This window comes from Streptomyces sp. cf386 (assembly GCF_900103585.1).
Taxonomy (GTDB): Bacteria; Actinomycetota; Actinomycetes; order Streptomycetales; family Streptomycetaceae; genus Streptomyces.
The window spans coordinates 229,670-254,710 of record NZ_FNHV01000016.1; the positions used below are offsets into that span (position 1 = coordinate 229,670).

Sequence of the window (25,041 nt, forward strand, 5' to 3'; positions counted from 1 at the left end):
CGCGATGTGTTGGCGTGCGTCTGCGGGTGCCTTGTGGCTGGTCGCGCAGTTCCCCGCGCCCCTTTGGGGCGTTGGTGTCAGCCTTGGTCCAGATGTGCCGTTCGCAGCTCGTCGTAGTGGGCGGTGCAGGTCTCGTACGACGGGAGCAGTCCTGCCTGTCGCGCCGCCGTCAGTGTCGGCGCCTGCGCGTCCTTTGGGGACAGGATCGGCGGGATGTCCTCCGGCCACGCGATGCCCAGCTCAGGATCCAGCGGATGCACCCCGTGCTCGCGCTCCGGGGCGTAGCCCGTCGAGCACAGGTAGGTCACCGTGGCGTTGTCGGTGAGGGCCATGAAGGCGTGGCCGAGGCCTTCCGCCAGGAACACGGCGTGGTGGTTGTCGTCGTCCAGGCGCAGGGCCTCCCAGCGGGCGAAGGTGGGGGAGCCGACGCGGAGGTCGACCACCACGTCGAGGACGGCGCCGCGCAGACAGGTCAGGTACTTGGCCTGGCCGGGCGGCACGTCGGAGAAGTGCACGCCGCGGAGTACGCCCCAGCGGGAGACCGAGCAGTTGGCCTGGGCCAGGGACAGGTCGTAGCCGGTGGCCTCGCGGACCTCCTCGCCTCGGTACCACTCGTGGAAGCTGCCCCGGTCGTCCGGGAAGACCTTGGGTTCCAGCGCCCAGGCGCCTTCGATGCCGAGAGACCGCATGCCGTCACCTCCTCCGGGCCCCGGCCTGGACCCTGGCGCGCAGCCGGGCCGCCGTCCGGCCCAGGAGCGTGCCGAGCCTGCGCCGTGCCCTGCGGGAGAGCCGTCGTAGGGCGCTGGGGCGGGGTGTGCGTACGACTCGTACGCGGCCTGCCCCGGCGCGCAGCGCGAACGGCAGGGTGAGGAAGCGCGGTCCGGGCGCGCCGAGTGCCGCTCGCCAGGTCGCCCCGCGCAGCTCGCCCAGGGGCAGCGTGGCCTCCAGCAGGGCGCAGGATCCGTGCGGGGTCAGGGTGGCGGGCACGTCGTGGATCGTGGTGGGCGACGTGAGCCGGAGGGACAGCCCGGTGCCGTCGTCGGGGGCGTGCAGGGGGAGCGGTGCGCGCAGTCGGGTGCCCGAGATCGTGACGTCGTGCGGTGCGAGGGCGTCGAGGCCGACGCGGTGGGTCGCGCGGTCGACGTCCAGGGCGAGGTTCCGGTGCGGTGAGGTCCAGTACGGCAGGACCACATGGCCGCCGGCCACAGCGGCGTACGGGGCCGGTCGGTCCTTGCGCGAGGCGGGGCCGAGGCGGCACTCCTTCGTCCAGCCGCCCAGCTTGACGCGGACGAAGGCGTCCCACAGGCCGTCGTGGGTGAGGGTCGCGGGATCCACGGTGGCGGTCGCGCGCAGCACCAGGCGGACGCAGCCGTCCCCGGCCGGCACGTCCTCCCGGGTGAACTCCACCGGCTGGAAGTACTGGGCGGCGCCGACGCGCTCGCGCAGCAGCAGGTCCGCGGTGGAGCCGCCGAACCGGGCGACGGTGTCGGCGCCCACCCAGGCGATGGCCGCGGCGAGGTCCGCGGGCGGGCCGTCGAGCGGCGTACGGGCCGTGTCGGCGGCGAAGGTCATCGGCTCACCGGCGACCGTGTGCTCGGCAGTGAAACCGACCCGCAGCGTGCCGTTCTCCCACGCCACGCGCTCGGGCACGGCCCGCAGGGAGATGCCGGCCTCCCACTCGGCGAAGGCCTCGACGTCGTCGTACCGGTCCGCCGCGATCAGCGCGGCCACGACCTGCTGCGTCGGCTGCAGCCCGGCCGCCACACCGGTCCCGAAGCGCTCCACGACGACCTGGTGGATCTCCTCGAACAGCCCCCGGCGCCAGTCCGCCGGCATCGTGAGGAAGCGCCGCCCGCGCATCCGCTCGACCATCTCCACCCGCAGCCAGCGCCGGAACAGCAGGTCGCGTGCGGGGCCCGGCTCGGTGTACCGCTCGACGACGTCCAGGGCCTCGCGCAGGTTCTTGAAGTAGCCGCCCGGGTCGAAGCGCTGGAAGCCGGCGTTGGAGGAGTCGTCGCGACGTACGTGGTAGTAGCAGACGTAGTCGCCGAGCACGGAGACGTTGCTCGCGCGCAGGTACGCCTCCGTGACGAAGACGTGGTCCTCCAGGCGCCGTCTGCCCTCGGGGAAGCGCAGGCCGATGTCGTCGAGGAAGGCACGGCGGAACATCTTGTGCGGGGTGAGACTGTCGATCAGTGGCGCGTTGTCGACGGTGGCGCGCGGGTGGTTGCGGCGGAACAGCTCCACCGGCACGGCGCGGCCCTTGCCGGCCATCTTGCCGACCACGACGTCGGCGGCGTTGGCCACGCCGTAGTCGTACATCCGCTCCAGAGCCTCGTCGCCGAGGTAGTCGTCGTTGTCGACGAACATCACGTACTCGCCCCGGGCGGCCGCGATGCCGACGTTTCGGGGCTTGCCCGACCAGCCGGAGTTCTCCTGGTGAACGACGGTCACCCGGGGTTCCGCGGCGGCGAGCGCGTCCAGCCGGGCGGGCGTGTCGTCGGTGGAGCCGTCGTCGACGAAGATCACTTCGTACTCGTCGGGCGGCAGGGACTGTCCGAGCAGCGAGGCGATGCAGTCCTCGATGTACGCCCCGGGGTTGTACACGGGGACGACGACGCTGACCTTGATCGGCATCCGGCTCCGAGCCCCCTAGGGGTCGCTGTGCGTTTGCGTCAGATTACGGTGCTCGTGGCCAGATCCTAACCGTGTAACCGGTTTTGTCCACCGCTCAACCAAGGCGATCCCGCACGGTGATCTTCCCCGCCGGTAGCCTGACGGCGTGCGTCTGCTGCTGATGTCCGACACCCACCTGCCCAAGCGCGCCAAGGAACTGCCGGCCGTGCTGCTCGCCGAACTCCCGCGCGCCGACGTGGTGTTCCACGCGGGGGACTGGGTCGACGTGGCCACGCTCGACCTGCTGGAGAGCCGCTGCGCCCGGCTCGTCGGCGTCCACGGCAACAACGACGGACCCGAGCTGCGCGCCCGGCTCCCCGAAGTGGCGTACGTCGACCTCGGCGGCCTGCGTTTCGGCATGGTCCACGAAACCGGCCCCGCCCAAGGGCGCGAGACACGCTGCGCCGCCCGCTACCCCGACCTGGACGTCCTGGTCTTCGGGCACAGCCACATCCCGTGGGACACCACCGCCCCCTCAGGCCTGCGTCTGCTCAACCCCGGCTCCCCGACGGACCGCCGCCGACAGCCCCACTGCACCTACATGACCGCGACCGTGGGAGAGGGTGCGCTCATGGACGTGGAACTGCACCGGCTGCCTCAGCGCTGACGGCCCGGGCGACAAAGACCGGGCCGCTCCGTCCGTGTGGAAGCGGCCCGGCGCTGCTCATGCGCTGTCATGGACCCCCTTCCCGCTCAGAGGCTGTGACTCGGAGGCACGGATGCCTCCGTTGTGGCGCGACTACCCCCTCACGCCGGGCTTACACCATCTGACGGCAGTCAATTGCGCTCGCTTCCTGACAGCGGTCACTTACGCCCGCCTCGCCACCGCCGTACCCGTGCCACCACCAGCACCCACACCACCACTGCCACCACGGCCGCCCCCACGCGCTTCGCCACCGGCACCCCGGCCGTGCGGAGCAGATCGAGCGGCTCGTCCCGCTGCTCCTCGGCCACCGCCGCACTCCCCTCGGGCTCGGCCAGCCGCTCCGACAGGCACATGGCGAACTGCCCGACCAGCCGGTCGCCCACCTCGGCCATCACCCCGCGCCCGAACTGCGCCGGACGCCCGGTCACCGTCAGATCCGTGCGCACCGACACCGCCGTACCGCCGTCCTGCTCGCTGAGCGTGCCGGTCACCGTGGCCCGTGCGGTGCCCTGGCCGTGCGTCTCCCGGCCGCTCGCGATCAGCACCATGCGGTGCGCCGTCTCGTCCTGGTCCTCGAAGACCGCGGTGCCCTTGTACGTCACGGTGATCGGACCCACCTTGACCTTCACCGCGCCGGTCACGGTCTTGCCGTCGTACTCCTCGACGCTCGCCCCGGGCATGCAGGGCGCGACGCGTTCGATGTCGAGGAGCGTGCGCCAGGCCTCGTCGACGGGGACGGGGACGGTGAACTCGTGGTGCAGCTCCATGGTTCCTCCAACCGGCTGCTACGACGATGGATGGATCGCGCCCGCCGTGGCGGTCAGCGGGACTCCCGTGCCGCCCCACCGCAGTGCGACGATCTCGGCGGCGACGGACACGGCGACCTCCTCGGGCGTACGGGCCCCGAGATCGAGCCCGAGCGGGGAGCGCAGCCGCGCCAACTCGCCCTCGGCGAGCCCGGCTTCGGCGAGCCGGTTCCGCCGGTCCTCGTGCGTACGGCGGCTGCCCATCGCCCCGATGTACGCCGCCGGGCGCCGCAGCGCCTCCTCCAGCAGCGGCACGTCGAACTTCGGGTCGTGGGTGAGCACACAGATCACCGTGCGCTCGTCGGTGTCGGTGCCGCTGAGATAGCGGTGCGGCCAGTCCACGACCACCTCCACGCCCTCCGGGAAGCGCTTCGGCGTGGCGAAGACCGGGCGGGCGTCGCACACGGTGACCCGGTAGCCGAGGAAGTCGCCGATGCGGGCGACCGCGGCCGCGTAGTCGATCGCGCCGAAGACCAGCATGCGGGGCGGCGGGGCGAAGGAGTGCAGGAAGACGGTGACGGCGTCCTCGCGGCGTTCACCGTGCGGGCCGTAGTGCCTCAACCCCGTGGCGCCCAGGGCGAGTTCGCCGCGCGCGTCGGCGGTGACCGCCACATCGAGGCCGGACGCGCCGAGCGTTCCGGAGACCCGGTCCGGCCACACCACCAGCGTCGCCCCGCGCGGCGCGGGCCCGTCGGTCACCGTCGCCACGGTCACCGGACGGCCCGCCGCGACCGACTCCGCGACCTCGCCGAAGGAGGGATCCGATTCGGCCGTGACGGGCCGCACCAGCAGGGTGATCTCCCCGCCACAGGTGAGCCCCACCGCGAACGCGTCCTCGTCGCTGTACCCGAAGGTCTCCAGCCGCGCCTCGCCGCTCGCCACGACCTCCTGCGCGAGCTCGAAGACGGCCCCCTCGACACAGCCGCCGGACACGCTGCCCACGACTTCGTCGTCCGGCCCGACCGCCATCGCGGCACCGGGGTCACGGGGGGCGCTGCGGCTCGTGGCCACCACCGTGGCGAGTCCGAAGGGCGCCCGGTCCGCGTACCAGCCGGCGAGCGCCGGGAGAATCTCACGCATGTTCTTGGGCGCTTTCTGACGAGACGATCAGGCCTCCGAGCCGTTTATGCCTGTTGTCAGAAGTATCGATGCAAACCGGCTGCGAGGCACGCGTGCGGACTGCGCGGGCGGAATGAAATCGGCCATTTTGATGAAGGTTAAACTTCTTGGGGAGATGGTGACCTTTGCTTTGCCTCCCTTCGCTTCTGTCTCGCCGTTCCGCGCCGTAAATTTCCATTTCGCTGAGCTGTGATCCGGGGCTCTCTTCGTAATCGAGCGCGATTAGGGAGGAAGGCACCATGAACGTTCTCTTGATCTCAGGACTCGGGCCCGAGTATCCCAACCATTTACTCCTGGCCGGCTCCACCTTCGAGGCCCTGGCCGACCCCGGCAGGTTCCGCGACCGGTCCAGGGAGATCCTTGAACTCACCTCGCTCCACGCCGAGGCGAACGGCAGGCGCCTGCCCCTGCTGCGACCGCGAGAGACCGCGAGCCAGATACGAGCGGTCTCGTCGGTCAGGCTCCAGCACGTGGAAAAGGACGAGGAGGCAGCGACCGCACCCCACCTCACGACGTTCACTGTCCGCGCCATCCTGGAGGCCGCGGGCACCGACCACGACCACTTCCCCGTCGAGGGCATCTGGAACGGTTCTCCCACCGAGCCGACCGGTACCTACGACGCGGTCCTGCTGTCGACCACGTTCATCTGGGACCGCGCCACCCTGGCCAAGGCGGTCGCCTGGGTGGAGGAACGGTTCCCGGCGGCGGCGCTCGTCCTCGGAGGCCAGTACAGCAACCTGAAGTTCCAGCAGATCCTGGCTGCTCACCCGTTCGTTCGGTACGTGGTCCGCGGCGACGCCGAAGTGGCTCTGCCGCTGCTCCTCGATGCCATGCGCAGGAAGGAGTCAGTGGCCGACATACCCAACCTGGTCTGGCGCGACGAGGACACCGGTCGCATACGCCTGACCGGGATCCGGTACGCCGACCTGGAGGCGCTGCCCTCGCCCGCCCCGGCGGGAAGGTTCCCCGTCATCCCCTACGAGTCGATGCGTGGCTGCCCGTTCACGTGCAAGTACTGTTCGTTCCCCGCGGCGTCCCCGAAGTGGCGCTACAAGTCGGCTGAGAAGATCGCGGGCGACTTCGCCCGTTACCGCGACGAGTACGGAGCGCAGTACATCAAGGCTCTGGACTCCACCTTCACCGTGCCGCCCACCCGTCTGCGGGCCCTGTTACCGCTGTTGACGAAGACCGGGGTCGCCTGGGAGGCGTACACACGCGCCAACTCGATACGCGACCGGACGGTCGTGGACGCGCTGGAAGCGGCCCACTGCAAGGCACTGGCCATCGGCTTCGAGTCGATGAACGACACCACGCTGACGTACATGAACAAGAAGGTGAAGGCCCAGGCGAACCGCACCGCGTTCGAACTGCTCGCGCACAGCCCCATCCACTACTTCATCTCGTTCATCGTCGGTTACCCCGGCGAGAGTCCCGACCTGTTCGAGGACACGAAAAGCTTCCTGGTCAACGAGTACGAAGGCCACTTCGCCCTCTACGCCTTCATGCTCAACGACGAAACGATGCCGGTATGGCAGGACGCCGAGCGCTTCAACCTGGAGGTGTTCGACGCGGACGGCGACGCCGGGAACTGGTCGCACAACGGCATGGACAGTGCCACCGCCCGCCGGCTCCAACTGGAGACCCTGCGCGAGGTCCGCTGGAAGAACGACCGCGCCATGCAACGGACCTGGCAGCGCGACTACGAGCTGCCACTGCTTCCGGACCGCACCGTCGCCGAGAATTCCGTGATCGAGAAGTTGGTGGACCGCCTGGGCATGGCGAGTGCCGACTTCCCGGACCCGGCGGCGGCCACCGACCGGCGAGCCGGCCTGCTCGCCCGACTCGCAAGCCACGGCGTGACCGCATCGGCCACCTCTCGATAGCTCCCGCCCCCGAACAGCCAGGCGCCGCCAAGCCGACCGTCGCCAGCGGTCCCGCCCCGCAGCCGTACAAAGCCAACGGACGTTCTCACGCCTCGCTCGCCCCCCTCACCACACCCGCCAGGCGCTCCAGCGCCCCCAGGCTGTGCCCCTCGACGAACGCGTCCACGCTCGGCAGCGCCGCCGCCATCCCGGCCGCCAGGGGCGCGTAGCCGGGGCGGGCCTTGCGTGGGTTGGCCCAGATCACCCGGTGTGCCAGTCGGTGCAGGCGGCGCATCTGGGACCCGAGCAGCTCCGGATCGCCCCGCTCCCAGCCGTCGGACAGCATCACCACGATCGCGCCGCGCGCCATGCCGCGCTGTCCCCAGCGGTCCAGGAACGCCCGCAGCAGCTCGCCCAGCCGGGTACCCCCGCGCCAGTCGGGCACCGCCGCCGCGACCGCCGCCATCGCCAGGTCCGGGTCGCGGTGCGACAGCTCGCGTGTGACCCGGGTCAGCCGGGTGCCGATCGTGAACACCTCCGTACGGCCGCCTCGCGAGGCGGCGTGCGCGAAGCGCAGCAGTGCGTCGGCGTACGGCGACATGGAGCCGCTGACGTCCACGAGCAGCACGACCCGGCGAGGCACCTCGGTGCGGGTGTGCCGTCGGAGCAGTGCGGGCTCACCGCCGTGTCGCAGCAGTTCCCGTACGGTGCGGTGCGGATCGACGGGACCGCGCCGATGCGGGCGCCGTCGCGCGGAGCGCCGGGCCTCGCCGCGCAATGCGAAGGCGGCCAGGAGTCGGCGCACCTCCGCTCGCTCGGCCGGGTCCAGCTCGGCGATGTCGCGGTGGCGCAGGACCTCGGCGGAGCTGGCGAGGGAGGCTGCGGGCGGGGCCGCGGGGTCGGCTGCTCCGGGCGTACGGCGTGCGGTCTCCGCATCGCGCACGACGAGCCGCAGACGTGGTGCGGGCGCCGGGGCCATACGCCGCTGGACGGGTTCTTCGCCCCCGAAGCAGGCCGCGAAGACCCGCTCGTACCGCTCCAGGTCGTCCCGGTCCCCGCACAGCGTCAACCGCCCCGCCCAGTACACGTCCGCCCGCATCCCCGGCCGCAGCACATCCACCGCGCACAGAAACGTGTGCACGCGCTCGGCACTCGCGTCGACTCCCGCCGCACGCAGGGCACGGGCGAAGCCGAGGAGCGCGGCGTCCCCGGCGAGCACGGCGCTCACGCCCCTCGCGCCGCGAGCACCGCCGCGAAGTCCAGCCCGCGCGCCCGCTCCGCGTCCTCCCGGTACTTCAGCACCGACCCCAGCGTGGCCGTCGCCAGCTCCGCGTCGACCTCGCTCGCGCCCAGCGCGTCCAGGGCCTCGGCCCAGTCGATCGTCTCGGCGACACCCGGCGGCTTGAGCAGGTCGTGGCCGCGCAGCCGCTGCACCAGGGCGGTGACCTGCTCGGCCAGCCGCGCCGACACGTGCGGCAACCGCCGCCGCACGATGGCCAGTTCGCGGGCGAAGTCGGGATGGTCGAACCAGTGGTACAGGCAGCGCCGCTTCAGCGCGTCGTGCACCTCGCGGGTGCGGTTGGAGGTCAGCACGACCACCGGAGGCTTCTCGGCCCGCAGCGTGCCGAGCTCCGGGATGGTCACCGAGAACTCCGAGAGCAGCTCCAGCAGGAACGCCTCGAACTCGTCGTCGGCACGGTCGATCTCGTCGACCAGCAGCACCGACGGCTGCGTCTGCAGCGCCTTGAGCAGCGGCCGGGCCACCAGGAAACGCCGGTCGTACAGCTCGCTCTCCAGCCGGTCGGCGTCGGTGACACCGGCGGCCTCGGCCGCCCGCAGATGCAGCAGCTGGCGCGGGAAGTCCCAGTCGTACAGGGCCTGCGAGGCGTCGATGCCCTCATGGCACTGCAAGCGGATCAGCGGGGCGCCCTGCGCCTCGGCGAGGGCGGACGCGAGCGCGGTCTTGCCGACGCCCGCGTCGCCCTCGCAGAACAGCGGCCGGCCCAGCCGCAGGGCCAGGAAGCAGGCGATGGCCAGCCCGTCGTCGACGAGGTACCCCGTCTCCTCCAGGCGGGCCCGCACCTGCTCCGGACCGTCCATGCCGGTGATCGTCGCTCACCCCATCCCGGCGGCCGCCAGCACCGCCCGCTTGGTGAGCACCCGGGCCAGGTGCGCCCGGTACTCGGGGGAGGCCGAGAGGTCCTGCGAGGGCCGGGTGCCCTGCGCCGCCTCCCCGGCGGCCTGTGCCACGGCGTCCGGATCGGAGACGCCGGTCAGCGCCTCCTCGGTCGCGGCCGCGCGCACGGGCGTGCTGCCCATGTTGGACAGCCCGACCCGGGCCTCCGCGATGTGCCCGTCGTTCCGTCGCACCAGCGCTGCCACGCCGACGATCGGCCACGCCTGGGCGACCTGGTGGAACTTCTCGTACTTGAAGCCCCAGCCGTCCGTCTTGGGTACCCGCACCTCCACAAGTAGTTCGTCGGGGGCCAGCGCGGTCTGGAGGTAGTCGACGAAGAACTCCCGCGCCGGGATGACGCGCCGGCCTCGGGGGCCGACCGCCACCAGCTCGCCGTCCAGGGCCAGTACCACCGCGGGCAGGTCCCCGGCCGGATCGCCGTGCGCGAGGGAGCCACCGAGGGTGCCGCGATGGCGTACGGCAGGGTCCGCGACCGTGGCCGTGGCGGCGGCCAGCAGACCGGCGTGGCGGCGGACCAGCGGGTCGTGGAGCACATGGTGGTGGGTGGTCATGGCGCCGATGACGAGTGTGCCGTCGTCCTCGCGTACTCCGCGCAGCTCGGGGACGCGTCCGACGTCCACGAGCACCTCGGGAAAGGCCAGCCGCATCCGCAGCAGCGGCAGCAGGCTCTGCCCGCCGGCCAGCACCTTGGCGTCCTCACCGCCCTCGGCGAGCGCGCGGACCGCCTCGGCGACGCTCGTCGGACGGGCGTAGTCGAATGCCGGAGGAATCATGACCGTGCCTCCTCGATCGCCTTCCAGACCCGCTGGGGTGTGCAGGGCATCCGGATGTCCGTCACGCCCAGCGGCCGCAGCGCGTCCAGGACCGCGTTGACGACGGCGGGCGTCGAGGCGATCGTCGCGGTCTCACCGACTCCCTTGACGCCCAAGGCGTTCGAGGTCGCCGGCGTCTCCGTCCGGTCCGTCACGAAGTCGGGCAGGTCGGCGGCCGACGGCACCAGGTAGTCCGCCATCGTGCCGGAGACGAGGTTGCCCTCCTCGTCGTACACGGCCTCCTCGTACAGCGCCTGCGCGATGCCCTGCGCCAGCCCTCCGTGTATCTGCCCCTCGACGATCACCGGGTTGATCACCCGACCGACGTCGTCGACGCAGACGTACGACCGGATGTGGGCCTGCCCGGTCTCCGTGTCGACCTCGACCGCGCACAGGTGGGTGCCGTGCGGGAAGGAGAAGTTGTCCGGGTCGAGCAGGTGCTCGGCGTTGATGGTGGGCTCCATGCCGTCGGGCAGGTCGTGCGAGGAGAACGTCTCGAAGGCGACCTCCTGGATGGTCTTGCGCGCCTCCGGGGAGCCCTTCACGGAGAAGACCCCGTTCGCGAAGTCCAGGTCCTGCTCGCTGGCCTCCAGCAGATGGGCGGCCACCTTGCGGGCCTTGTCCACCACCTTCAGCGCCGCGTGGTGGACGGCCATCCCGCCGATCACCACTGACCGCGAGCCGTAGGTGTCCATGCCCTGCGGCGCCGCCCTGGTGTCGCTGTGCACCACCTCGACGTCGTCGAAGGGGATGCCGAGCACATCTGCGGCGATCTGGGCCCAGCAGGTCACATGGCCCTGCCCGTGCGGGCTGGTACCGGTGACCACCTCGACCTTGCCGGTGGGCAGCATGCGGATGCTCGCCGCCTCCCAGCCGCCCGCCGCGTACCGCAGATCCTTAAGGATCCGGCTCGGTGCGATGCCGCACATCTCGGTGTACGTCGAGACGCCGATGCCGAGCCGTACGGTGTCCGCCCGCTCGTTGCGGTCGGCCTGTTCGGCGCGGAGCTTGTCGTAGTCGAACAGCTCCAGGGCCTTGGCCGTCGCCGCCTCGTAGTTGCCGCTGTCGTAGGTCAGGCCCGCGATGCTCGTGTACGGGAACTCCTCGTGCCGGATCCAGTTCCGGCGCCGCAACTCGACCGGGTCCAAGCTGAGTTCGACGGCCAGCTCGTCCATGGTCCGCTCGATGGCGAACGTCGCCTCGGGGCGTCCGGCACCGCGGTAGGCGTCGGTCGGCGTCCTGGTCGTGAAGACGCCCGTGCAGGTGAAATCGTAGGCGTCCATCTTGTAGATGCCCGGGTACATGAACGCCCCGAGCAGCGGGGTGCCCGGCGTGATCAGCATCAGGTAGGCGCCCATGTCGGCCAGCAGGTCGACCTTGAGGCCGAGCACCTTGCCGTCGCGGTTCGCGGCGATCTCGACGTCCTGGATCATGCCGCGCCCGTGGTGGGTCGCCAGATAGCCCTCGGACCGGGACTCGGTCCACTTCACCGGCCGGCCGAGGCGCCGGGCGACCGTGAGGGCGATGGCCTCCTCGGCGTACACCTGGAGCTTCGAGCCGAAGCCGCCGCCTACGTCCGGGGCGATGACCCGGATCTTGTTCTCGGGGATGCCGGTGACCATGGACATCAGGACGCGCACGATGTGCGGGATCTGGGTCGAGGAGTAGAGCGTGTACTCGCCGGAGGCCGAGACCGGGGTGACGACGACCGCGCGGGGCTCCATGGCGTTGGGGATCAGGCGCTGCTGGTGGTAGCGGCGCTTCAGGGTCACCTCGGCCCGTCGCCGTACGGAGTCGAAGTCCTCGCCCGTCTTCAGCGGCCAGGTGTAGCAGCGGTTGGTGCCCTTGTCGGCGTGCACCAGCGGGCTGTCCGGCTCCAGCGCGGCCTCCAGGTCGAGCACCGGGGGCAGGGGCTCGTAGTCGACCTCGATCGCCTCCAGCGCGTCGGCGGCGGCGTACCGGTCGCGGGCCACGACGACGGCCACCGCGTCGCCCGCGTGGCGTACCTCGTCGACGGCGATCGGCGGGTGGTCGGGCATCACGATGTCCTCGGTCACCGGCCAGACGCAGGGCATCGAGCCGAGGCCCTCGGCGAGGTCGGCGCCGCTGAACGCGGCGATGACGCCGGGGCGTTCGAGGGCGGGGGAGACGTCGACGCGCTCGATGCGGGCGTGGGCCATCGGGCTGCGCAGGAGCGCGAAGTGCAGCAGTCCGTTGACGACGATGTTGTCCGTCCAGGTGGTCTGGCCGGTGATCAGGTGGGCGTCCTCCTTGCGGGGCCGGGCGCGGCCGACCTCCCGCTGCACCGTCTCTGTCATGTCGTCACCTCCTCCTCGGAGGCGGCCAGGACGGCCTGCACGATGTTCTGGTAGCCGGTGCAGCGGCAGAGGTTGCCCTCCAGGCCGTGCCGCACCTCGTCGGGTGTGGGGTGCGGGTGCTCACGCAGCAGATCGCGTGCCGCCATGATCATGCCCGGGGTGCAGTAGCCGCACTGCAGGGCGTGCTCCTCGTGGAACGCCTTCTGCAAGTCGGTCCACTCCCCGTCGGTGGCGAGCCCTTGCACGGTGGTCACCTCGCCCCCGTCCGCCTGGACGGTCAGCACCGAGCAGCTCTTGACGCTCTCGCCGTCGAGGTCGACCGTGCAGGTCCCGCAGTTCGAGGTGTCGCAGCCGATCGGGGTGCCGGTCAGGCCGAGTCGGTCGCGCAGGTAGTGGATCAGAAGGAGACGGGGTTCCACGTCGTCCTCGTACGTCGTGCCGTCCACCTTCAGCGAGATGTGGGTCATGTGCCCTCCAGAGACCGATCGGGTGGATAAGAGAGGGAAACATCGGCCGGGCGTGATGTACGTCACTCTATGGCGGCTCCGGGGTGACGGCGAGTGCTGCGGCAGGGTTCGTTGAGCGTTAATCCATTGCCTGCCCAGGTCCCTCCCTGGTGCACTTCACGGGTCCCGTCGGCACGCAAGGAGGAGCACCGATGCGCTCTGCGTTCATGTCCACCCCGGAAGGAACGACCCCCTCATCGAAGGACATGACGCTTCGTGCACTTGCTCAACCTCGGGATCCTCGCCCATGTCGACGCCGGTAAGACCAGCCTGACCGAGCGCCTGCTGCACTCGGCCGGCGTGATCGACGAGATCGGCAGCGTCGACGCCGGGAACACGCAGACCGATTCCCTCGCGCTGGAGCGGCAGCGCGGCATCACCATCCAGTCCGCCGTCGTCTCGTTCGCCCTCGACGACGTGACCGTCAACCTCATCGACACCCCCGGCCACCCCGACTTCATCGCCGAGGTGGAGCGGGTGCTCGGCGTCCTCGACGGCGCCGTGCTGGTCGTGTCCGCCGTCGAGGGCGTCCAGCCCCAGACCCGCGTCCTGATGCGCACGCTGCAGCGGCTGCGTATCCCCACGCTCGTCTTCGTCAACAAGATCGACCGACGCGGGGCGCGCTCCGACGCCGTCCTGCGGGCCGTCGCCGAACGGCTGACCGCGGCCGTCGTACCGATGGGCACCGCCGACGGCCTCGGCACCCGTGACGCCCGCTTCGTCCCCGGCCTCGCGCCGTCGGCACTCGACGTCCTCGCCGACCACGACGACGAGCTGCTGACGGCGTACATCGAGGACGCGGTCTCCTACGACGACCTCCGCGCCGCCCTCGCCGACCAGACCCGGCAGGCGCTGGTCCACCCCGTGTACTTCGGGTCCGCCATCACCGGCGCGGGCGTCGAGGCGCTGATCGGCGGGATCAGGGAGCTGCTGCCCGCCGCCGACGGCGACGTCGAGGGACCGGCCTCGGGGACCGTCTTCAAGGTGGCGCGGGGCCCGGCGGGGGAGAAGGTCGCCTACGCGCGCATGTTCTCCGGCACCCTGCGCACCCGCGACCGCATCCCCTTCGGCGCCCCGGGGGAGACGGGCGGGACCGGCGACTCCCGCGCCGAGGGCCGGATCACCGCGATCAGCGTCTTCGACCAGGGCACGGACATCAGGGACGACCAGGTGACGGCGGGCCGGATCGCCAGACTGTGGGGCCTGTCCGACATCAGGATCGGCGACGCGATCGGCGAACCCCGCAAGGCGTACGGGCACTACTTCGCGCCGCCCACCCTCGAAACGATCGTCGCCCCGGCCGGCGGCACGGACCGACGGGCCCTGCACCGCGCGCTCACCCGTCTCGCCGAGCAGGACCCGCTGATCGACCTGCGCCACGACGAGGTACGGCGGGAGACCTTCGTCTCCCTCTACGGCGAGGTGCAGAAGGAGGTCATCCAGGCCACGCTCGCCGACGAGTTCGGCCTCGACGTCACCTTCCACGAGACGACACCGCTGTGCATCGAGCGGCCGGTCGGCTCGGGTGCGGCGGTCGAGTTCAACAAGAAGGACGGCAACCCGTTCCTCGCGACGGTCGGCCTGCGCGTCGACCCGGCGCCGGTCGGATCCGGAGTCGGCTTCCGGCTGGAGGTGGAACTGGGCTCCATGCCGTACGCCTTCTTCAAGGCCGTCGAGGACACCGTCCGCGAGACCCTCGGTCAGGGCCTGCACGGCTGGCAGGTCCCCGACTGCACGGTCACCATGACCCACTCCGGCTACTCGCCCCGGCAGAGCCACGCGCACCAGGGCTTCGACAAGAGCATGTCCAGCACCGGCTACGACTTCCGCGGCCTGACCCCGCTGGTCCTGATCGAGGCCCTGCGCCGGGCGGGCACCCAGGTCCACGAGCCGATGCACCGCTTCCGCATCGAGGCCCCGACCGACACCCTGGCCGCCCTGCTGCCGGTGCTGGCCAGGCTGCGCGCGGTGCCGCAGACGACTCAGACACGGGGTGATTCCTGCTCGTTGGAGGGGGCGGTGCCCGTGGCCCATGTGCACGAGCTGGAGCAGCAACTGCCAGGGCTGACCCGCGGCGAGGGGGAGCTGGAGAGCGCCTTCGACCACTACGCACCGGCCGCCCGCGGCACGGAACCCGAGCGCCGGCGCACCGACCTCAATCCGCTGAACCGGAGGGAGTACCTGTTGAACCTGACGCGCAGAGTGGGCAACTGAGCTTGCCGGGGCGGGACTTACTCCAGAGTCAGGGGTGTTGACTGTGTCCTGATATCACCGGACTGTAGTGGACATGCCGAACATCCGGACGCGTCTGCTCGTTGTCCTGGTCGTCCTCTTCGGATCCCTGACGGTGGCGGGCCCCACTCCCGCCACCGCCGCCACCCTTCCCGGCTCCCTCTGGTTCGACGAAACCCCCCTCACCGTGCAGAACGGCCGCTTCACCGACGGCAACGGCCGCGAGGTCGTGCTGCGCGGCTACAACGTCTCCGGCGAGACGAAGCTGAAGGAGAACAACGGTCTGCCCTTCGCGTCGACCGCCGACGCCAAGAAGTCCGCGACCGCGCTGCGCGCGCTGGGCGGCGGCAACTCGGTCCGTTTCCTGCTCTCCTGGGCCTACGCGGAGCCCGTGCGCGGCCAGGTGGACACCACCTACCTCGCCAAGGCCACCGACCAGATCCGCGCGTTCCTGGACGCCGGGATCCGCGTGTACCCCGACTTCCACCAGGACCTCTACTCCCGCTGGCTGTTCGACTCGGACAGCTGGTACACCGGCGACGGCGCCCCCAAGTGGGCGGTCGACCTCGGCGACTACCCGGACGAGTACTGCGGGATCTGCCCGTTCTGGGGCCAGAACATCACCTCGAACGAGGCCGTGAAGCAGTCGACGTACGACTTCTGGCACAACGAGTACGGCCTCCAGGACGCCTTCCTCGACACCGCCCAGCAGGCGATGACGTATATGAAGCAGAACCTCACCGCCGCCCAGTTCGCGGGCGTCGTCGGGTTCGACCCGTGGAACGAGCCGCACGCGGGCACCTACGACTCCGGCCAGACCAGCCGGACGTGGGAGAAGGACGTGCTGTGGCCCTTCTACGTCAAGTTCCGGGCCCGCATGGACGCGGCGGGCTGGCAGGCCAAGCCGGCCTTCGTCGAGCCCAACCTCTTCTGGAACGCCAACATCGACTTCCAGAAGGAGGAGGGCGGACTCCTGGACGCCGGCACGCTCGGCCCGCGCTACGTCTTCAACACCCACTTCTACGACCAGAAGGCCATCTCCGGCGTCTTCATGTGGGGCAAGGCCGAGAACGGGCAGTACGTGGGCGACTTCGGGACCGTCCGCGACCGCGCCTCCGCCACCGGGACGACCGCGATCATCAGCGAGTTCGGGCATCCGCTCACCGGATCCGTCTCCGACAAGGCGCCGACGGTCTACAAGGCGATGTACCAGGCCCTCGACTCCCGGGTGAAGGGCGCGAGTTGGTGGTCGAACCCGTCGGGCTCCGGTCCCGTCCTCTCCGGCTCCCAGTGGCAGTGGGATATCTACAACGGCCGTCACCACGAGCTGATGAACGACAACCCTGACAAGGTGCAGACCGACGGCGACGCCTGGAACGGCGAGGACCTGTCCGCCGTCCGCCTCGACGACTCCGGCACACCGGTGCTCCGCCAGGACGCCCGGCTGCTCGACCGGATCTATCCGAGCGCCACATCCGGTACGACCGTCGCCTTCACCTACGAGGACCGCTCACGGGACGGCTCGACGACCTTGACCTGGAACCCCGTACCCGGCTCGCTGCCGAACGTGGCGCAGCTGGTGGGATCGGGGCAGTACGGGCTGCTGGTGTGGCGCTCCAACAGCGGCTCGGCGCCGACCGAGCTGCACCTTCCGGCCTCGTTCCCGACCGGGTCGACCACGGTGGTGTCCGACCTGGGCACGGTGTACTCGCCGCCGTCGTACACCTCTACGACCCCGGTCGGGGTGGCCGCCGAACCGGGTGGCACGGGCAGCCGTCGCCTCCTGCTCACCGACTCGGACTCCGGGGTGCTGCACTACGCGCTGGTGACGAACGGGGCGAGTGCGCCCTCGACAGCCGTGCTGAACGCCGCACGGTCCGAACTCTCTGCCTGGGCCGCGCAGAACGCCGGATAGGAACCGCCGTTTGACCCTGCCCTTACGTCAGGCTGCACGCTGTACCTCGACGAAAGGGCAGGTGAATGAGCTACTCCGTGGGGCAGGTCTCGGCCTTCGCCGGGGTGACCGTGCGCACGCTGCACCACTACGACCGGGCGGGACTCCTCTCGCCCAGTGGCCGCAGCGGCGCCGGTTACCGGCTGTACGGCGACGCCGATCTGGCCAGGCTCCAGCAGATCCTCTTCTACCGCGAACTCGGCCTCTCCCTCGACCAGATCGCCGAGATCCTGAAGGACCCGCAGGCGAACGCCCTGGAGCAACTCCGGTCTCGGCTGCGGCAGTTGGGCGAGGAGATCGGTCGGCTCCAGCGGCTGGCCGAGGTCGCCGAGCAGGCCATCGAGGTCCAGCAGACGGGCGTGGAGCTGACCCCCGCCGAGCGCTTCGAGGTCTTCGGGGAGATCGGCTTCGACCTCAGCTACGCCACCGAGGCCCAGCTCAAGTGGCAGGACTCGGCGGGGCAGAAGGAGTCGATGGCGCGCGCCGCCGCCCACACCAAGGAGGACTGGCGGCAGCTCATGGGCGAGGCCGCCGCCTGGCGCGTGGAGCTGCTCGCGGCCTTCGACGAGGGGGAGCCCGTCGACAGCGAGCGGGCGATGGACCTCGCCGAGGAGCACCGGCTGCACATCGCCCGCTGGTTCACCACCTGTCCGCCCGACATGCACCGGCGCATCGCGGACGACTTCGCCGCCGACCCGCGCGCCTTCGCGCTCGTCGTCCCGCCCTCGCAGCAACGGCCGGGCCTCGCCGCCTACTTGTGCAAGGCCGTCCATGCGAACGCGGCCCGCCGGACGGACCCAGAGGAGGAGAGTTGAGGATCCTGATCGCCGCCGCCGGATCGCGAGGTGACGTGGCTCCGTACACGGGGCTGGGAGCCGGCCTGCGCGACGCCGGGCACGACGTCACCGTGGTCACGACCGACCCCTTCGCGCCCCTCGTACGGGAGGCCGGGCTGGAGTCCAGGGGGCTGCCCACCCGCCCGCATTCCCAGGGCGGAGTCGAGGGCCGACGTGAACTGATGCGCACCGCCGCCGTGCTCGTCACCCAGCTGGGCCAGGGATTCGCCGACGCGATCGACCCGGGCACCGAACTGCTCCTGCTGTCGGCCACCACGGCTCCGCTCGGCTGGCATGTGGCCGAGGCCATGGGCATCCCGACGATCGGCGTCCACCTCCAACCCACCACCCCGACCGGCGACTTCCCGCCCACCGTCATGGGCACCCGCTCCCGCGGCCGCCTCGGCAACCGCACCGCGGGACGCTTCGCGCTGCGCATGGCCGACCGCGTCTACACCGAGGCCGTCACCGAACTGCGCCGCCGCCTCGCCCTGCCACCGATGGCTCCCGCTGCGATGCGCCGCCGACAGGAGCGGGCCAACGTGCCCGTCCTGCACGGCTTCAGCACGGCGCTCGTACCCCGCCCGTCCGACTGGCGTGAGGGACTCGACGTCGTCGGCACCTGGTGGCCGTACGTCGCACCGGACCGTCGGCTGCCCGCCGAGGTCGAGGACTTCCTCGCGGCGGGAGCGCGCCCGGTCTTCATCGGCTTCGGCAGCATGGCGGCCGGGCACGGTGAGCGGCTGAGCGAGATCGCCGTCCGTGCGCTGCACCGGGCCGGGCTGCGCGGCATCGTGCAGACGGGCAGCGCCGGACTCGCAGTCGACGGCGATGACGACGTCCTGACGATCGGTGACCTACCGCACGCGCTGCTGTTCCCGAGGGTGGCCGCGGTCGTCCATCACGCCGGGGCGGGCACTACGGCGGCGGCCCTGCGCGCCGGTGTGCCCGCGATCCCGGTGCCGGTGACGGCGGACCAGCCGTTCTGGGCGGGACGAGTGGCGTCGATCGGCGCGGCCACCGCACCGATCCCGTTCGCGTCCCTCACCGTCGAGCGGCTCGCCGATGCGCTCCTCCAGGCCGTACGGCGCCAGACGTACGCCCGTGCCGCCTCCATCGCCGCGCGGCACATGGCGACCGAGGACGGGGTGGGCGCGGTGCTCAAGGCTCTGGTCTGAGCATATGTGCTTTCGGAGTGAACTTACTGAAAAGTAAGGAAGGGGTGCTCTTCTCCACAAGACCGCGGACACGACAAGATTGGCCGTCGGGTCGGCGAGGTGGTGGGAGGACAGTGTGGCGGGCAGGCTCAAGGCGCCCACCGGCCGCTACGGCGGCAAGTCGGCAAAGGAGCGACAGGCCGAGCGGCGGCGCCGTTTCCTGGACGGGGCGCTCCAGTTGTTCGGCGCCGGCCCCGGCTACCGGGGCACGACCGTCGCGGCGCTGAGCGAGGCCGCGGGCCTGTCGACCCGCCAGTTCTACGAGGAGTTCCGCAGCCTGGAGGATGTGCTGGCCGCCCTCCACCTCCAGGTCAACGGGTGGTCGGAGGAGGCGGTACTGGCGGCGGCGGCCGAGGTGGCCGACCGGCAGCTCTCCGAACGCGCCACCGCGATCTTCCGCGCGTACGCCGCGAACGTCACCGCCGACCCGCGCCGCATCCGCATCACCTTCGTCGAGATCGTCGGCGTCAGCCCGCGCCTGGAGGAGCAGCGCCTCGCCCGCCGCGCCCAGTGGATCGACCTCGTCTGCGCCGAGGTGGCCGCCGCCGTCGCCCGCGGGGAGGCGGCACCCCGCGACTACCGCCTCGCCGTGACCGCGTTCATCGGCAGCGTCAACGGGCTGCTGCACGACTGGAGCGCGGGATGGGTGGACGCGACCCTCGACGAGGTCGTCGACGAACTCGTACGCCTCCTCCTCGGCATCCTCCAGCCGGCGGATCCGAGGGTCACCGGGCCCTGAATCCGGGCCGAGAGCGCACAGTCGAGTCGGCCGGGTCTGCCGCGGCTCAGCCCGCGAGCCGGTTCACCGCGTCGAGTACGGGTGCCGCACCGTCTTCGGCGCGCAGCTCGTCGGCCAGAGCCCGGGCGCGGCGGGCGTAGGACGGATCGCCGGTCGCCTGCCGTACGGCCGCTGTCAGTGCCTCGGCCGTCAACTTCCGCAGCGGCACGGCCCGGGGCGCCACGCCGAGCGCGACCAGGCGAGCGGCCCAGAAGCCCTCGTCGAACTGCACCGGCACGGGAACGGCCGGCACTCCGGCGCGCAGCCCGGCCGCGGTGGTGCCCGCGCCGCAGTGGTGCACCACGGCCGCTATCCGCGGGAACAGCGCGGAGTGCGGTACGTCGTCGATGGTCAGGACGTCGTCCCCGGAGGCCTCCAGCCCGCCCCACCCCCGCTGGATCACCCCGCGCAGCCCGGCCCGGCGCAGGGCGCCCACGACCTCGGCGCTCAGCCCCGCCGGATCGGGCACGGTGGCGCTGCCCAGGCCCACATAGACCGGCGGCGGGCCCGCGTCCAGGAAGTCCCGCAGCGCGGAGGGAAGTTGAGCGGCGCCGTCGTACGGCCACCAGTAACCCGTGACTTCCAGGGTCGGGTGCCAATCGCGTGGCCGGGGGACGACCAGAGGGCTGAAACCGTGCAGGACGCGGCCCCTTCGTGTGCCGGTCGCTCCACGGCGGGACAGCCCGAGCCTCGCCCGCGCCTCCGGTACGGCCGCCGAGAAGACCCGCTCGATGGCCAGGTTCACCCCGTGCCCGGCGAGGCGGTTGCCGAGGCCTCCCCAGGAGCGGACGCCGAGCATCGGCGGCCCGAACTCCCGGGTGGGGGCGAGGGGTTGCAGCGGGAGGGCGATGCTCGGCAGGGCGAGTCCCTCGGCCAGGGCCTGCCCCAGCGGTGCGGTGGAGGCCGCCAGGAGCAGGACGTCGCTGGTCCGCGCGGCGGCCAGCATGTCGTCGGTCATCCGCCCGGCCAGGGCGCGCGCCATCCCGACCACACGCACGAGCTTGCCCACGCCGGTCGCGCTGCGGTGCAGACTCCGCCCGCGCGCGGACTCAAGCTCGGCCCGTGGATCCAACGGCAGCGGACGGAAGCGTACGCCCGACCCCGCCACGAGCCGTTCGAAGCGGCCGTGCGTCACCAGGGTGACGTCGTGTCCGGCCCGGGACAGGGCGTGGCCGAGGCCGGTGTAAGGGGCCACATCGCCCCGGGAGCCCGCCGTCATGATCGCTACGCGCACTCGGCCAGTATGGCGGCGCGGCCGGCCCCATGGGCCAACGGGACGTGGGAAACGGCGACTTCAGGTCTGCCCCGACCGTTGACTTCACCCACTCGTGGCTCTAACTTCAGCGCGACATGTTCGATGTTCCGAATCGAGTTCGAAATATCGGACGAGCCGGGTGTTCCCCCCGCACTTAGGAGCCGCATGTTTCCCCCGCCCCGAATGAGTCCCGTACGCCGCCTCAGATCCGCGGTCGTCCGCGCCCTCGTCCTGGCGCTCACCGCGTCGGCCGCCCTGCTGTTCGCGGGACCCGCCCCGGCCCAGGCGGCGACGACGAACCGCCAGATAGCGGTGCCCACCGCGCCCATGGGCTGGGCGTCCTGGAACGCGTTCGCCGCGAAGGTCGACTACAACGTCATCAAGCGGCAGGTCGACGCGTTCGTGGCGGCGGGGCTGCCCGAGGCCGGCTACGACTACATCAACATCGACGAGGGCTGGTGGCAGGGCACCCGGGACAGTGCCGGCAACATCACCGTCGACGAGGCGGAGTGGCCGGGCGGCATGAAGGCCATCGCCGACTACATCCACAGCAAGGGCCTCAAGGCCGGCATCTACACCGACGCCGGCAAGGACGGCTGCGGCTACTACTTCCCGACCGGTCGACCGGCCGCGCCCGGCTCGGGCAGCGAGGGCCACTACGAGCAGGACATGCTCGCCTTCTCCCAGTGGGGCTTCGACTTCGTGAAGGTCGACTGGTGCGGCGGTGACGCCGAGGGCCTCGACCCGAAGACGACCTACCAGGCGATCAGCGACGCCGTGGCCGCCGCGACCGCCACCACCGGCCGCCCGCTCGCCCTCTCGCTGTGCAACTGGGGCTACTCCAACCCCTGGAACTGGGCGCCGGGCATGGGCCCGATGTGGCGCACGAACACGGACATCTTCTTCCACGGCGGCACGCCGTCGTACGCCAACGTCCTCACCGCCTTCGACCGCAACATCCACCCCACCGCCCAGCACACCGGCTACTACAACGACCCCGACATGATGGTCGTCGGGATGAACGGCCTGACCGCCGCCCAGAGCCGCTCCCACATGAGCCTGTGGGCGATCTCCGGCGCTCCGCTCCTCGCCGGCGTCGACCTCACCACCCTCACAGCTGAGTCGACGAGCATCCTCACCAACCCCGAGGTCATCGCGGTCGACCAGGACCCGCGCGGCCTCCAGGGCGTCGAGGTCGCCGAGGACACCTCCGGTCTCCAGGTCTACGGCAAGGTCCTCTCCGGCAGCGGTAACCGTGCCGTCGTCCTCCTCAACCGCACCTCGACGACGCAGAACATGACCGTGCGCTGGTCCGACCTCGGTCTGACGAACGCCTCCGCGACCGTCCGCGACCTGTGGGCCCGCCAGAACGTCGCCACCACCGGCACGAGTTACACCGCCGGCGTCCCGGCCGGCGGCTCCGTGATGCTCACCGTCACCGGCGGCACCGAACAGTCCGCCAGCACGTACGACGGCACGTCGAGTTTCTCCGGCGTGGTCGCCGGCAGTGCCGGTCTGAAGACGGTCGAGGTCTCCTACACCAACAACACCTCCACCGCCCGCACCGCCACCCTCACGGTCAACGGCCAGACCTCCACCAAGGTCTCCTTCCCGCCGACCGGCTCCAGCCCGGGCAACATCTCCGTCAACGTCTCCCTCTTGAAGGGCAACACCAACACGATCTCCTTCTCCGGCGCCCCGACCCTCGGAGGGATCGTCGTCCGCCCGCTGCCCGGCAAGAACGGCACGCTGATCACGGGGACCGGGTCCGGTCGCTGCGTGGACATCAACGACAACACCATCGCCAACGGCACCGACGCGCAACTGTGGGACTGCGGTGGCGGCCAGAACCAGGTGTGGCAGTACAACAGCACCCGCAAGGAACTGGTGGTGTACGGCAACAAATGCCTCGATGCCTACAACCAGGGCACGACCAACGGCACCCGGGTCGTCATCTGGGACTGCAACGGCCAGAACAACCAGAAGTGGAACCTGGGCAGCGACGGCACCCTCACCAATGTCAACGCCGGGCTCTGCCTCGACGCGTACGGCGCTGCCACGGCCAACGGCTCGAAGCTGGTGCTCTGGGCCTGCAACGGGCAGAACAACCAGAAGTGGACGGTGAGCTAGCGCCGGCCTAGGCGAGGCACACGACCAGCACGCCGAATGCCACGGCGCAGGTCAGCAGCCAGCCGGCCAGCAGACGGCGCCGCAGATCGCGGTACGTCGCCTCGTACTCGTCCCGCAGTCTCCCGGCACGCTCCGCCGTGTGCTGCCAGGAGACGCGGGCGAGTGCGAGGTACTCCGCCTCGAACCGCCGCTCCACCTCGCCCCGCTGCGCGTCCGTCAGCCAGTGCAGCGGGGCGCTGAAGCGCACGGCCGCCGTACGGCCCTCCTCGCGGGTCGCGGCGAGCAGCAGATGCCCCTCGATGTCGTTGAGGAACTTGTCCGTGATGCTCACAGAGCGGTCAACTCCCTCTCCGGCACGGGGCCGTGATGCAGATCGAACGCGGGGGACTCGGAACGGATCTTCGGCAGGGCGACGAAGTTGTGGCGCGGCGGCGGGCAGGAAGTCGCCCACTCCAGCGAGCGGCCGTAGCCCCACGGGTCGTCGGCCTCGACCTTCTTGCCGTATTTCGCGGTCTTCCAGATGTTGTAGAAGAACGGCAGCAGGGACAGTCCGAGCACGAAAGAGAACACACTCGACAGGGTGTTGAGGGGCGTGAGCCCTTCCACCGCCAGATAGTCCGGAATCCGGCGCTGCATTCCGTTCACGCCCAGCCAGTGCTGGACGAGGAAGGTGCCGTGGAAGCCGATGAACAGCGTCCAGAAGGTCATCTTGCCGAGGCGCTCGTCGAGCATCTTGCCGGTGAACTTCGGCCACCAGAAGTGGAATCCGGCGAACATCGCGAAGACGACCGTGCCGAAGATGACGTAGTGGAAGTGGGCGACGACGAAGTAGGTGTCGGACGTCGGGAAGTCCAGCGGCGGTGAGGCGAGCATGACGCCGGTCAGGCCGCCGAAGACGAAGGTGATCAGGAAGCCGAAGGCCCAGAGCATGGGGGTTTCGAAACTCAGCGAGCCGTTCCACATGGTGCCGATCCAGTTGAAGAACTTCACGCCTGTCGGTACGGCGATGAGGAACGTCATGAAGGCGAAGAACGGCAACAGCACACCGCCGGTGACGTACATGTGGTGCGCCCACACCGTCACGGACAGACCCGCAATCGCGATGGTCGCCGCGACCAGACCCATGTAGCCGAACATCGGCTTACGGGAGAAGACCGGGATGACCTCGGAAATGATGCCGAAGAACGGCAGCGCGATGATGTACACCTCTGGATGCCCGAAGAACCAGAACAGGTGCTGCCACAGCAACGCCCCGCCGTTCGCCGAGTCGAAGACATGCGCTCCGAACTTGCGATCCGCCTCCAGCGCGAACAGCGCGGCCGCGAGGACGGGGAAGGCGAGCAGGACCAGGACCGCGGTGAGCAGCACGTTCCACACGAAGATCGGCATGCGGAACATGGTCATGCCGGGGGCGCGCATGCAGATGATCGTGGTGATGAAGTTGACCGCGCCGAGGATGGTGCCGAAGCCGGAGAAGGCCAGACCCATGATCCACATGTCGGCGCCGATGCCCGGCGAGCGGACCGCGTCCGACAGCGGGGAGTAGGCGAACCAGCCGAAGTCGGCCGCACCCTGCGGGGTGAGGAAGCCACCGACCGCGATGAGCGAGCCGAACAGGTACAGCCAGTAGGCGAACATGTTCAGCCGCGGGAACGCCACGTCCGGCGCGCCGATCTGCAGCGGCATGATCCAGTTCG

General features: G+C 70.7%; 20 protein-coding genes. 8 read left to right on the forward strand and 12 right to left on the reverse strand.

Annotated elements, in window-relative coordinates:
• Positions 1 to 77: 77 nt before the first annotated feature.
• Both rfbC and BLU79_RS34805 read right to left on the reverse strand, forming a co-directional pair.
• On the reverse strand, positions 78 to 689 hold the full coding sequence (gene rfbC, locus BLU79_RS34800; RefSeq protein ID WP_093909975.1) for a dTDP-4-dehydrorhamnose 3,5-epimerase: 612 nt from the start codon (positions 687 to 689) through the stop codon (positions 78 to 80).
• Between the two features lie 4 nt (positions 690 to 693).
• Positions 694 to 2,637 carry a glycosyltransferase family 2 protein gene (locus tag BLU79_RS34805; protein ID WP_093909976.1) on the reverse strand — a complete coding sequence of 648 codons (1,944 nt, stop codon included), beginning with the start codon at positions 2,635 to 2,637 and terminating at the stop codon, positions 694 to 696.
• Between the two features lie 145 nt (positions 2,638 to 2,782).
• Here BLU79_RS34805 and BLU79_RS34810 point away from each other — a divergent pair, with 145 nt between their 5' ends.
• On the forward strand, positions 2,783 to 3,283 hold the full coding sequence (locus BLU79_RS34810) for a metallophosphoesterase family protein (RefSeq protein ID WP_093909977.1): 501 nt from the start codon (positions 2,783 to 2,785) through the stop codon (positions 3,281 to 3,283).
• A gap of 197 nt (positions 3,284 to 3,480) precedes the next feature.
• Here BLU79_RS34810 and BLU79_RS34815 read toward each other — a convergent pair whose 3' ends face one another.
• Positions 3,481 to 4,089, reverse strand: a complete 609-nt coding sequence (locus BLU79_RS34815; RefSeq protein ID WP_177001294.1) for an SRPBCC family protein — start codon at positions 4,087 to 4,089, stop codon at positions 3,481 to 3,483.
• An 18-nt stretch (positions 4,090 to 4,107) separates the two neighbouring features.
• Entirely contained in the window at positions 4,108 to 5,208 is a 1,101-nt protein-coding gene (locus BLU79_RS34820) for an XdhC family protein (protein WP_093909978.1), read from the reverse strand.
• 278 nt (positions 5,209 to 5,486) lie between these two features.
• Between BLU79_RS34820 and BLU79_RS34825 the strand changes: the two genes are divergently transcribed.
• Complete coding sequence (locus BLU79_RS34825; RefSeq protein WP_093909979.1) at positions 5,487 to 7,130, forward strand: B12-binding domain-containing radical SAM protein; 1,644 nt, start codon at positions 5,487 to 5,489, stop codon at positions 7,128 to 7,130.
• Between the two features lie 85 nt (positions 7,131 to 7,215).
• On the opposite strand, the gene BLU79_RS34830 is transcribed toward BLU79_RS34825, so the two are convergent.
• Genes BLU79_RS34830 through BLU79_RS34850 form a run of 5 tightly spaced genes read right to left on the reverse strand, consistent with a single transcriptional unit; the run spans position 7,216 to position 12,903 of the window.
• Positions 7,216 to 8,337: a vWA domain-containing protein gene (locus BLU79_RS34830; protein ID WP_093909980.1), complete on the reverse strand. Its 1,122-nt coding sequence runs from the start codon at positions 8,335 to 8,337 to the stop codon at positions 7,216 to 7,218.
• The gene (locus BLU79_RS34835) at positions 8,334 to 9,209 is read right to left on the reverse strand and encodes an AAA family ATPase (RefSeq protein WP_256333579.1); all 876 of its coding nucleotides are present in this window, start codon (positions 9,207 to 9,209) and stop codon (positions 8,334 to 8,336) included. The genes BLU79_RS34830 and BLU79_RS34835 overlap by 4 nt, the downstream gene beginning before the upstream one ends.
• Before the next feature lie 15 nt (positions 9,210 to 9,224).
• Positions 9,225 to 10,079 carry an FAD binding domain-containing protein gene (locus BLU79_RS34840; RefSeq protein WP_093909981.1) on the reverse strand — a complete coding sequence of 285 codons (855 nt, stop codon included), beginning with the start codon at positions 10,077 to 10,079 and terminating at the stop codon, positions 9,225 to 9,227.
• A complete protein-coding gene (locus tag BLU79_RS34845; protein ID WP_093909982.1) occupies positions 10,076 to 12,436 on the reverse strand; it encodes a xanthine dehydrogenase family protein molybdopterin-binding subunit in 2,361 nt (786 codons plus the stop codon). The genes BLU79_RS34840 and BLU79_RS34845 overlap by 4 nt, the downstream gene beginning before the upstream one ends.
• A complete protein-coding gene (locus BLU79_RS34850) occupies positions 12,433 to 12,903 on the reverse strand; it encodes a (2Fe-2S)-binding protein (protein WP_093909983.1) in 471 nt (156 codons plus the stop codon). The genes BLU79_RS34845 and BLU79_RS34850 overlap by 4 nt, the downstream gene beginning before the upstream one ends.
• A gap of 255 nt (positions 12,904 to 13,158) precedes the next feature.
• Between BLU79_RS34850 and BLU79_RS34855 the strand changes: the two genes are divergently transcribed.
• The 5 genes from BLU79_RS34855 to BLU79_RS34875 all read left to right on the forward strand — a co-directional run bounded on the left by BLU79_RS34855 (position 13,159) and on the right by BLU79_RS34875 (position 19,920).
• Entirely contained in the window at positions 13,159 to 15,156 is a 1,998-nt protein-coding gene (locus BLU79_RS34855; RefSeq protein ID WP_093909984.1) for an elongation factor G, read from the forward strand.
• 73 nt (positions 15,157 to 15,229) lie between these two features.
• Entirely contained in the window at positions 15,230 to 17,089 is a 1,860-nt protein-coding gene (locus BLU79_RS34860; RefSeq protein WP_093910006.1) for a cellulase family glycosylhydrolase, read from the forward strand.
• Between the two features lie 65 nt (positions 17,090 to 17,154).
• A complete protein-coding gene (locus tag BLU79_RS34865; protein WP_093909985.1) occupies positions 17,155 to 17,943 on the forward strand; it encodes a MerR family transcriptional regulator in 789 nt (262 codons plus the stop codon).
• Positions 17,940 to 19,142 carry a glycosyltransferase gene (locus BLU79_RS34870; RefSeq protein WP_093909986.1) on the forward strand — a complete coding sequence of 401 codons (1,203 nt, stop codon included), beginning with the start codon at positions 17,940 to 17,942 and terminating at the stop codon, positions 19,140 to 19,142. The genes BLU79_RS34865 and BLU79_RS34870 overlap by 4 nt, the downstream gene beginning before the upstream one ends.
• A gap of 115 nt (positions 19,143 to 19,257) precedes the next feature.
• A complete protein-coding gene (locus BLU79_RS34875; RefSeq protein WP_093909987.1) occupies positions 19,258 to 19,920 on the forward strand; it encodes a TetR/AcrR family transcriptional regulator in 663 nt (220 codons plus the stop codon).
• Positions 19,921 to 19,966: 46 nt separating this feature from the next.
• Here BLU79_RS34875 and BLU79_RS34880 read toward each other — a convergent pair whose 3' ends face one another.
• Entirely contained in the window at positions 19,967 to 21,178 is a 1,212-nt protein-coding gene (locus BLU79_RS34880; protein ID WP_093909988.1) for a glycosyltransferase, read from the reverse strand.
• A 201-nt stretch (positions 21,179 to 21,379) separates the two neighbouring features.
• On the opposite strand from BLU79_RS34880, the gene BLU79_RS34885 reads away from it, so the two are divergent.
• Positions 21,380 to 23,344 (forward strand): ricin-type beta-trefoil lectin domain protein, encoded by a 1,965-nt coding sequence (locus BLU79_RS34885; protein WP_177001295.1) that lies wholly within the window; start codon positions 21,380 to 21,382, stop codon positions 23,342 to 23,344.
• A gap of 7 nt (positions 23,345 to 23,351) precedes the next feature.
• Here BLU79_RS34885 and BLU79_RS34890 read toward each other — a convergent pair whose 3' ends face one another.
• Both BLU79_RS34890 and BLU79_RS34895 read right to left on the reverse strand, forming a co-directional pair.
• On the reverse strand, positions 23,352 to 23,675 hold the full coding sequence (locus BLU79_RS34890) for a hypothetical protein (RefSeq protein ID WP_093909990.1): 324 nt from the start codon (positions 23,673 to 23,675) through the stop codon (positions 23,352 to 23,354).
• The coding region (locus tag BLU79_RS34895) for a cytochrome c oxidase subunit I (RefSeq protein WP_093910007.1) at positions 23,672 to 25,041 on the reverse strand (1,370 nt) is incomplete at its 5' end. The genes BLU79_RS34890 and BLU79_RS34895, both read right to left, overlap by 4 nt.

Excerpts from the sequence above, each read along its gene's own strand:
- rfbC (WP_093909975.1), bottom strand. The coding sequence starts at position 689 with ATGCGGTCTCTCGGCATCGAAGGCGCCTGGGCGCTGGAACCCAAGGTC.
- BLU79_RS34805 (WP_093909976.1), bottom strand. The coding sequence starts at position 2,637 with ATGCCGATCAAGGTCAGCGTCGTCGTCCCCGTGTACAACCCCGGGGCG.
- BLU79_RS34815 (WP_177001294.1), bottom strand. The coding sequence starts at position 4,089 with ATGGAGCTGCACCACGAGTTCACCGTCCCCGTCCCCGTCGACGAGGCC.
- BLU79_RS34820 (WP_093909978.1), bottom strand. The coding sequence starts at position 5,208 with ATGCGTGAGATTCTCCCGGCGCTCGCCGGCTGGTACGCGGACCGGGCG.
- BLU79_RS34825 (WP_093909979.1), top strand. The coding sequence starts at position 5,487 with ATGAACGTTCTCTTGATCTCAGGACTCGGGCCCGAGTATCCCAACCAT.
- BLU79_RS34835 (WP_256333579.1), bottom strand. The coding sequence starts at position 9,209 with ATGGACGGTCCGGAGCAGGTGCGGGCCCGCCTGGAGGAGACGGGGTAC.
- BLU79_RS34840 (WP_093909981.1), bottom strand. The coding sequence starts at position 10,079 with ATGATTCCTCCGGCATTCGACTACGCCCGTCCGACGAGCGTCGCCGAG.
- BLU79_RS34845 (WP_093909982.1), bottom strand. The coding sequence starts at position 12,436 with ATGACAGAGACGGTGCAGCGGGAGGTCGGCCGCGCCCGGCCCCGCAAG.
- BLU79_RS34850 (WP_093909983.1), bottom strand. The coding sequence starts at position 12,903 with ATGACCCACATCTCGCTGAAGGTGGACGGCACGACGTACGAGGACGAC.
- BLU79_RS34860 (WP_093910006.1), top strand. The coding sequence starts at position 15,230 with ATGCCGAACATCCGGACGCGTCTGCTCGTTGTCCTGGTCGTCCTCTTC.
- BLU79_RS34865 (WP_093909985.1), top strand. The coding sequence starts at position 17,155 with ATGAGCTACTCCGTGGGGCAGGTCTCGGCCTTCGCCGGGGTGACCGTG.
- BLU79_RS34880 (WP_093909988.1), bottom strand. The coding sequence starts at position 21,178 with ATGACGGCGGGCTCCCGGGGCGATGTGGCCCCTTACACCGGCCTCGGC.
- BLU79_RS34885 (WP_177001295.1), top strand. The coding sequence starts at position 21,380 with ATGTTTCCCCCGCCCCGAATGAGTCCCGTACGCCGCCTCAGATCCGCG.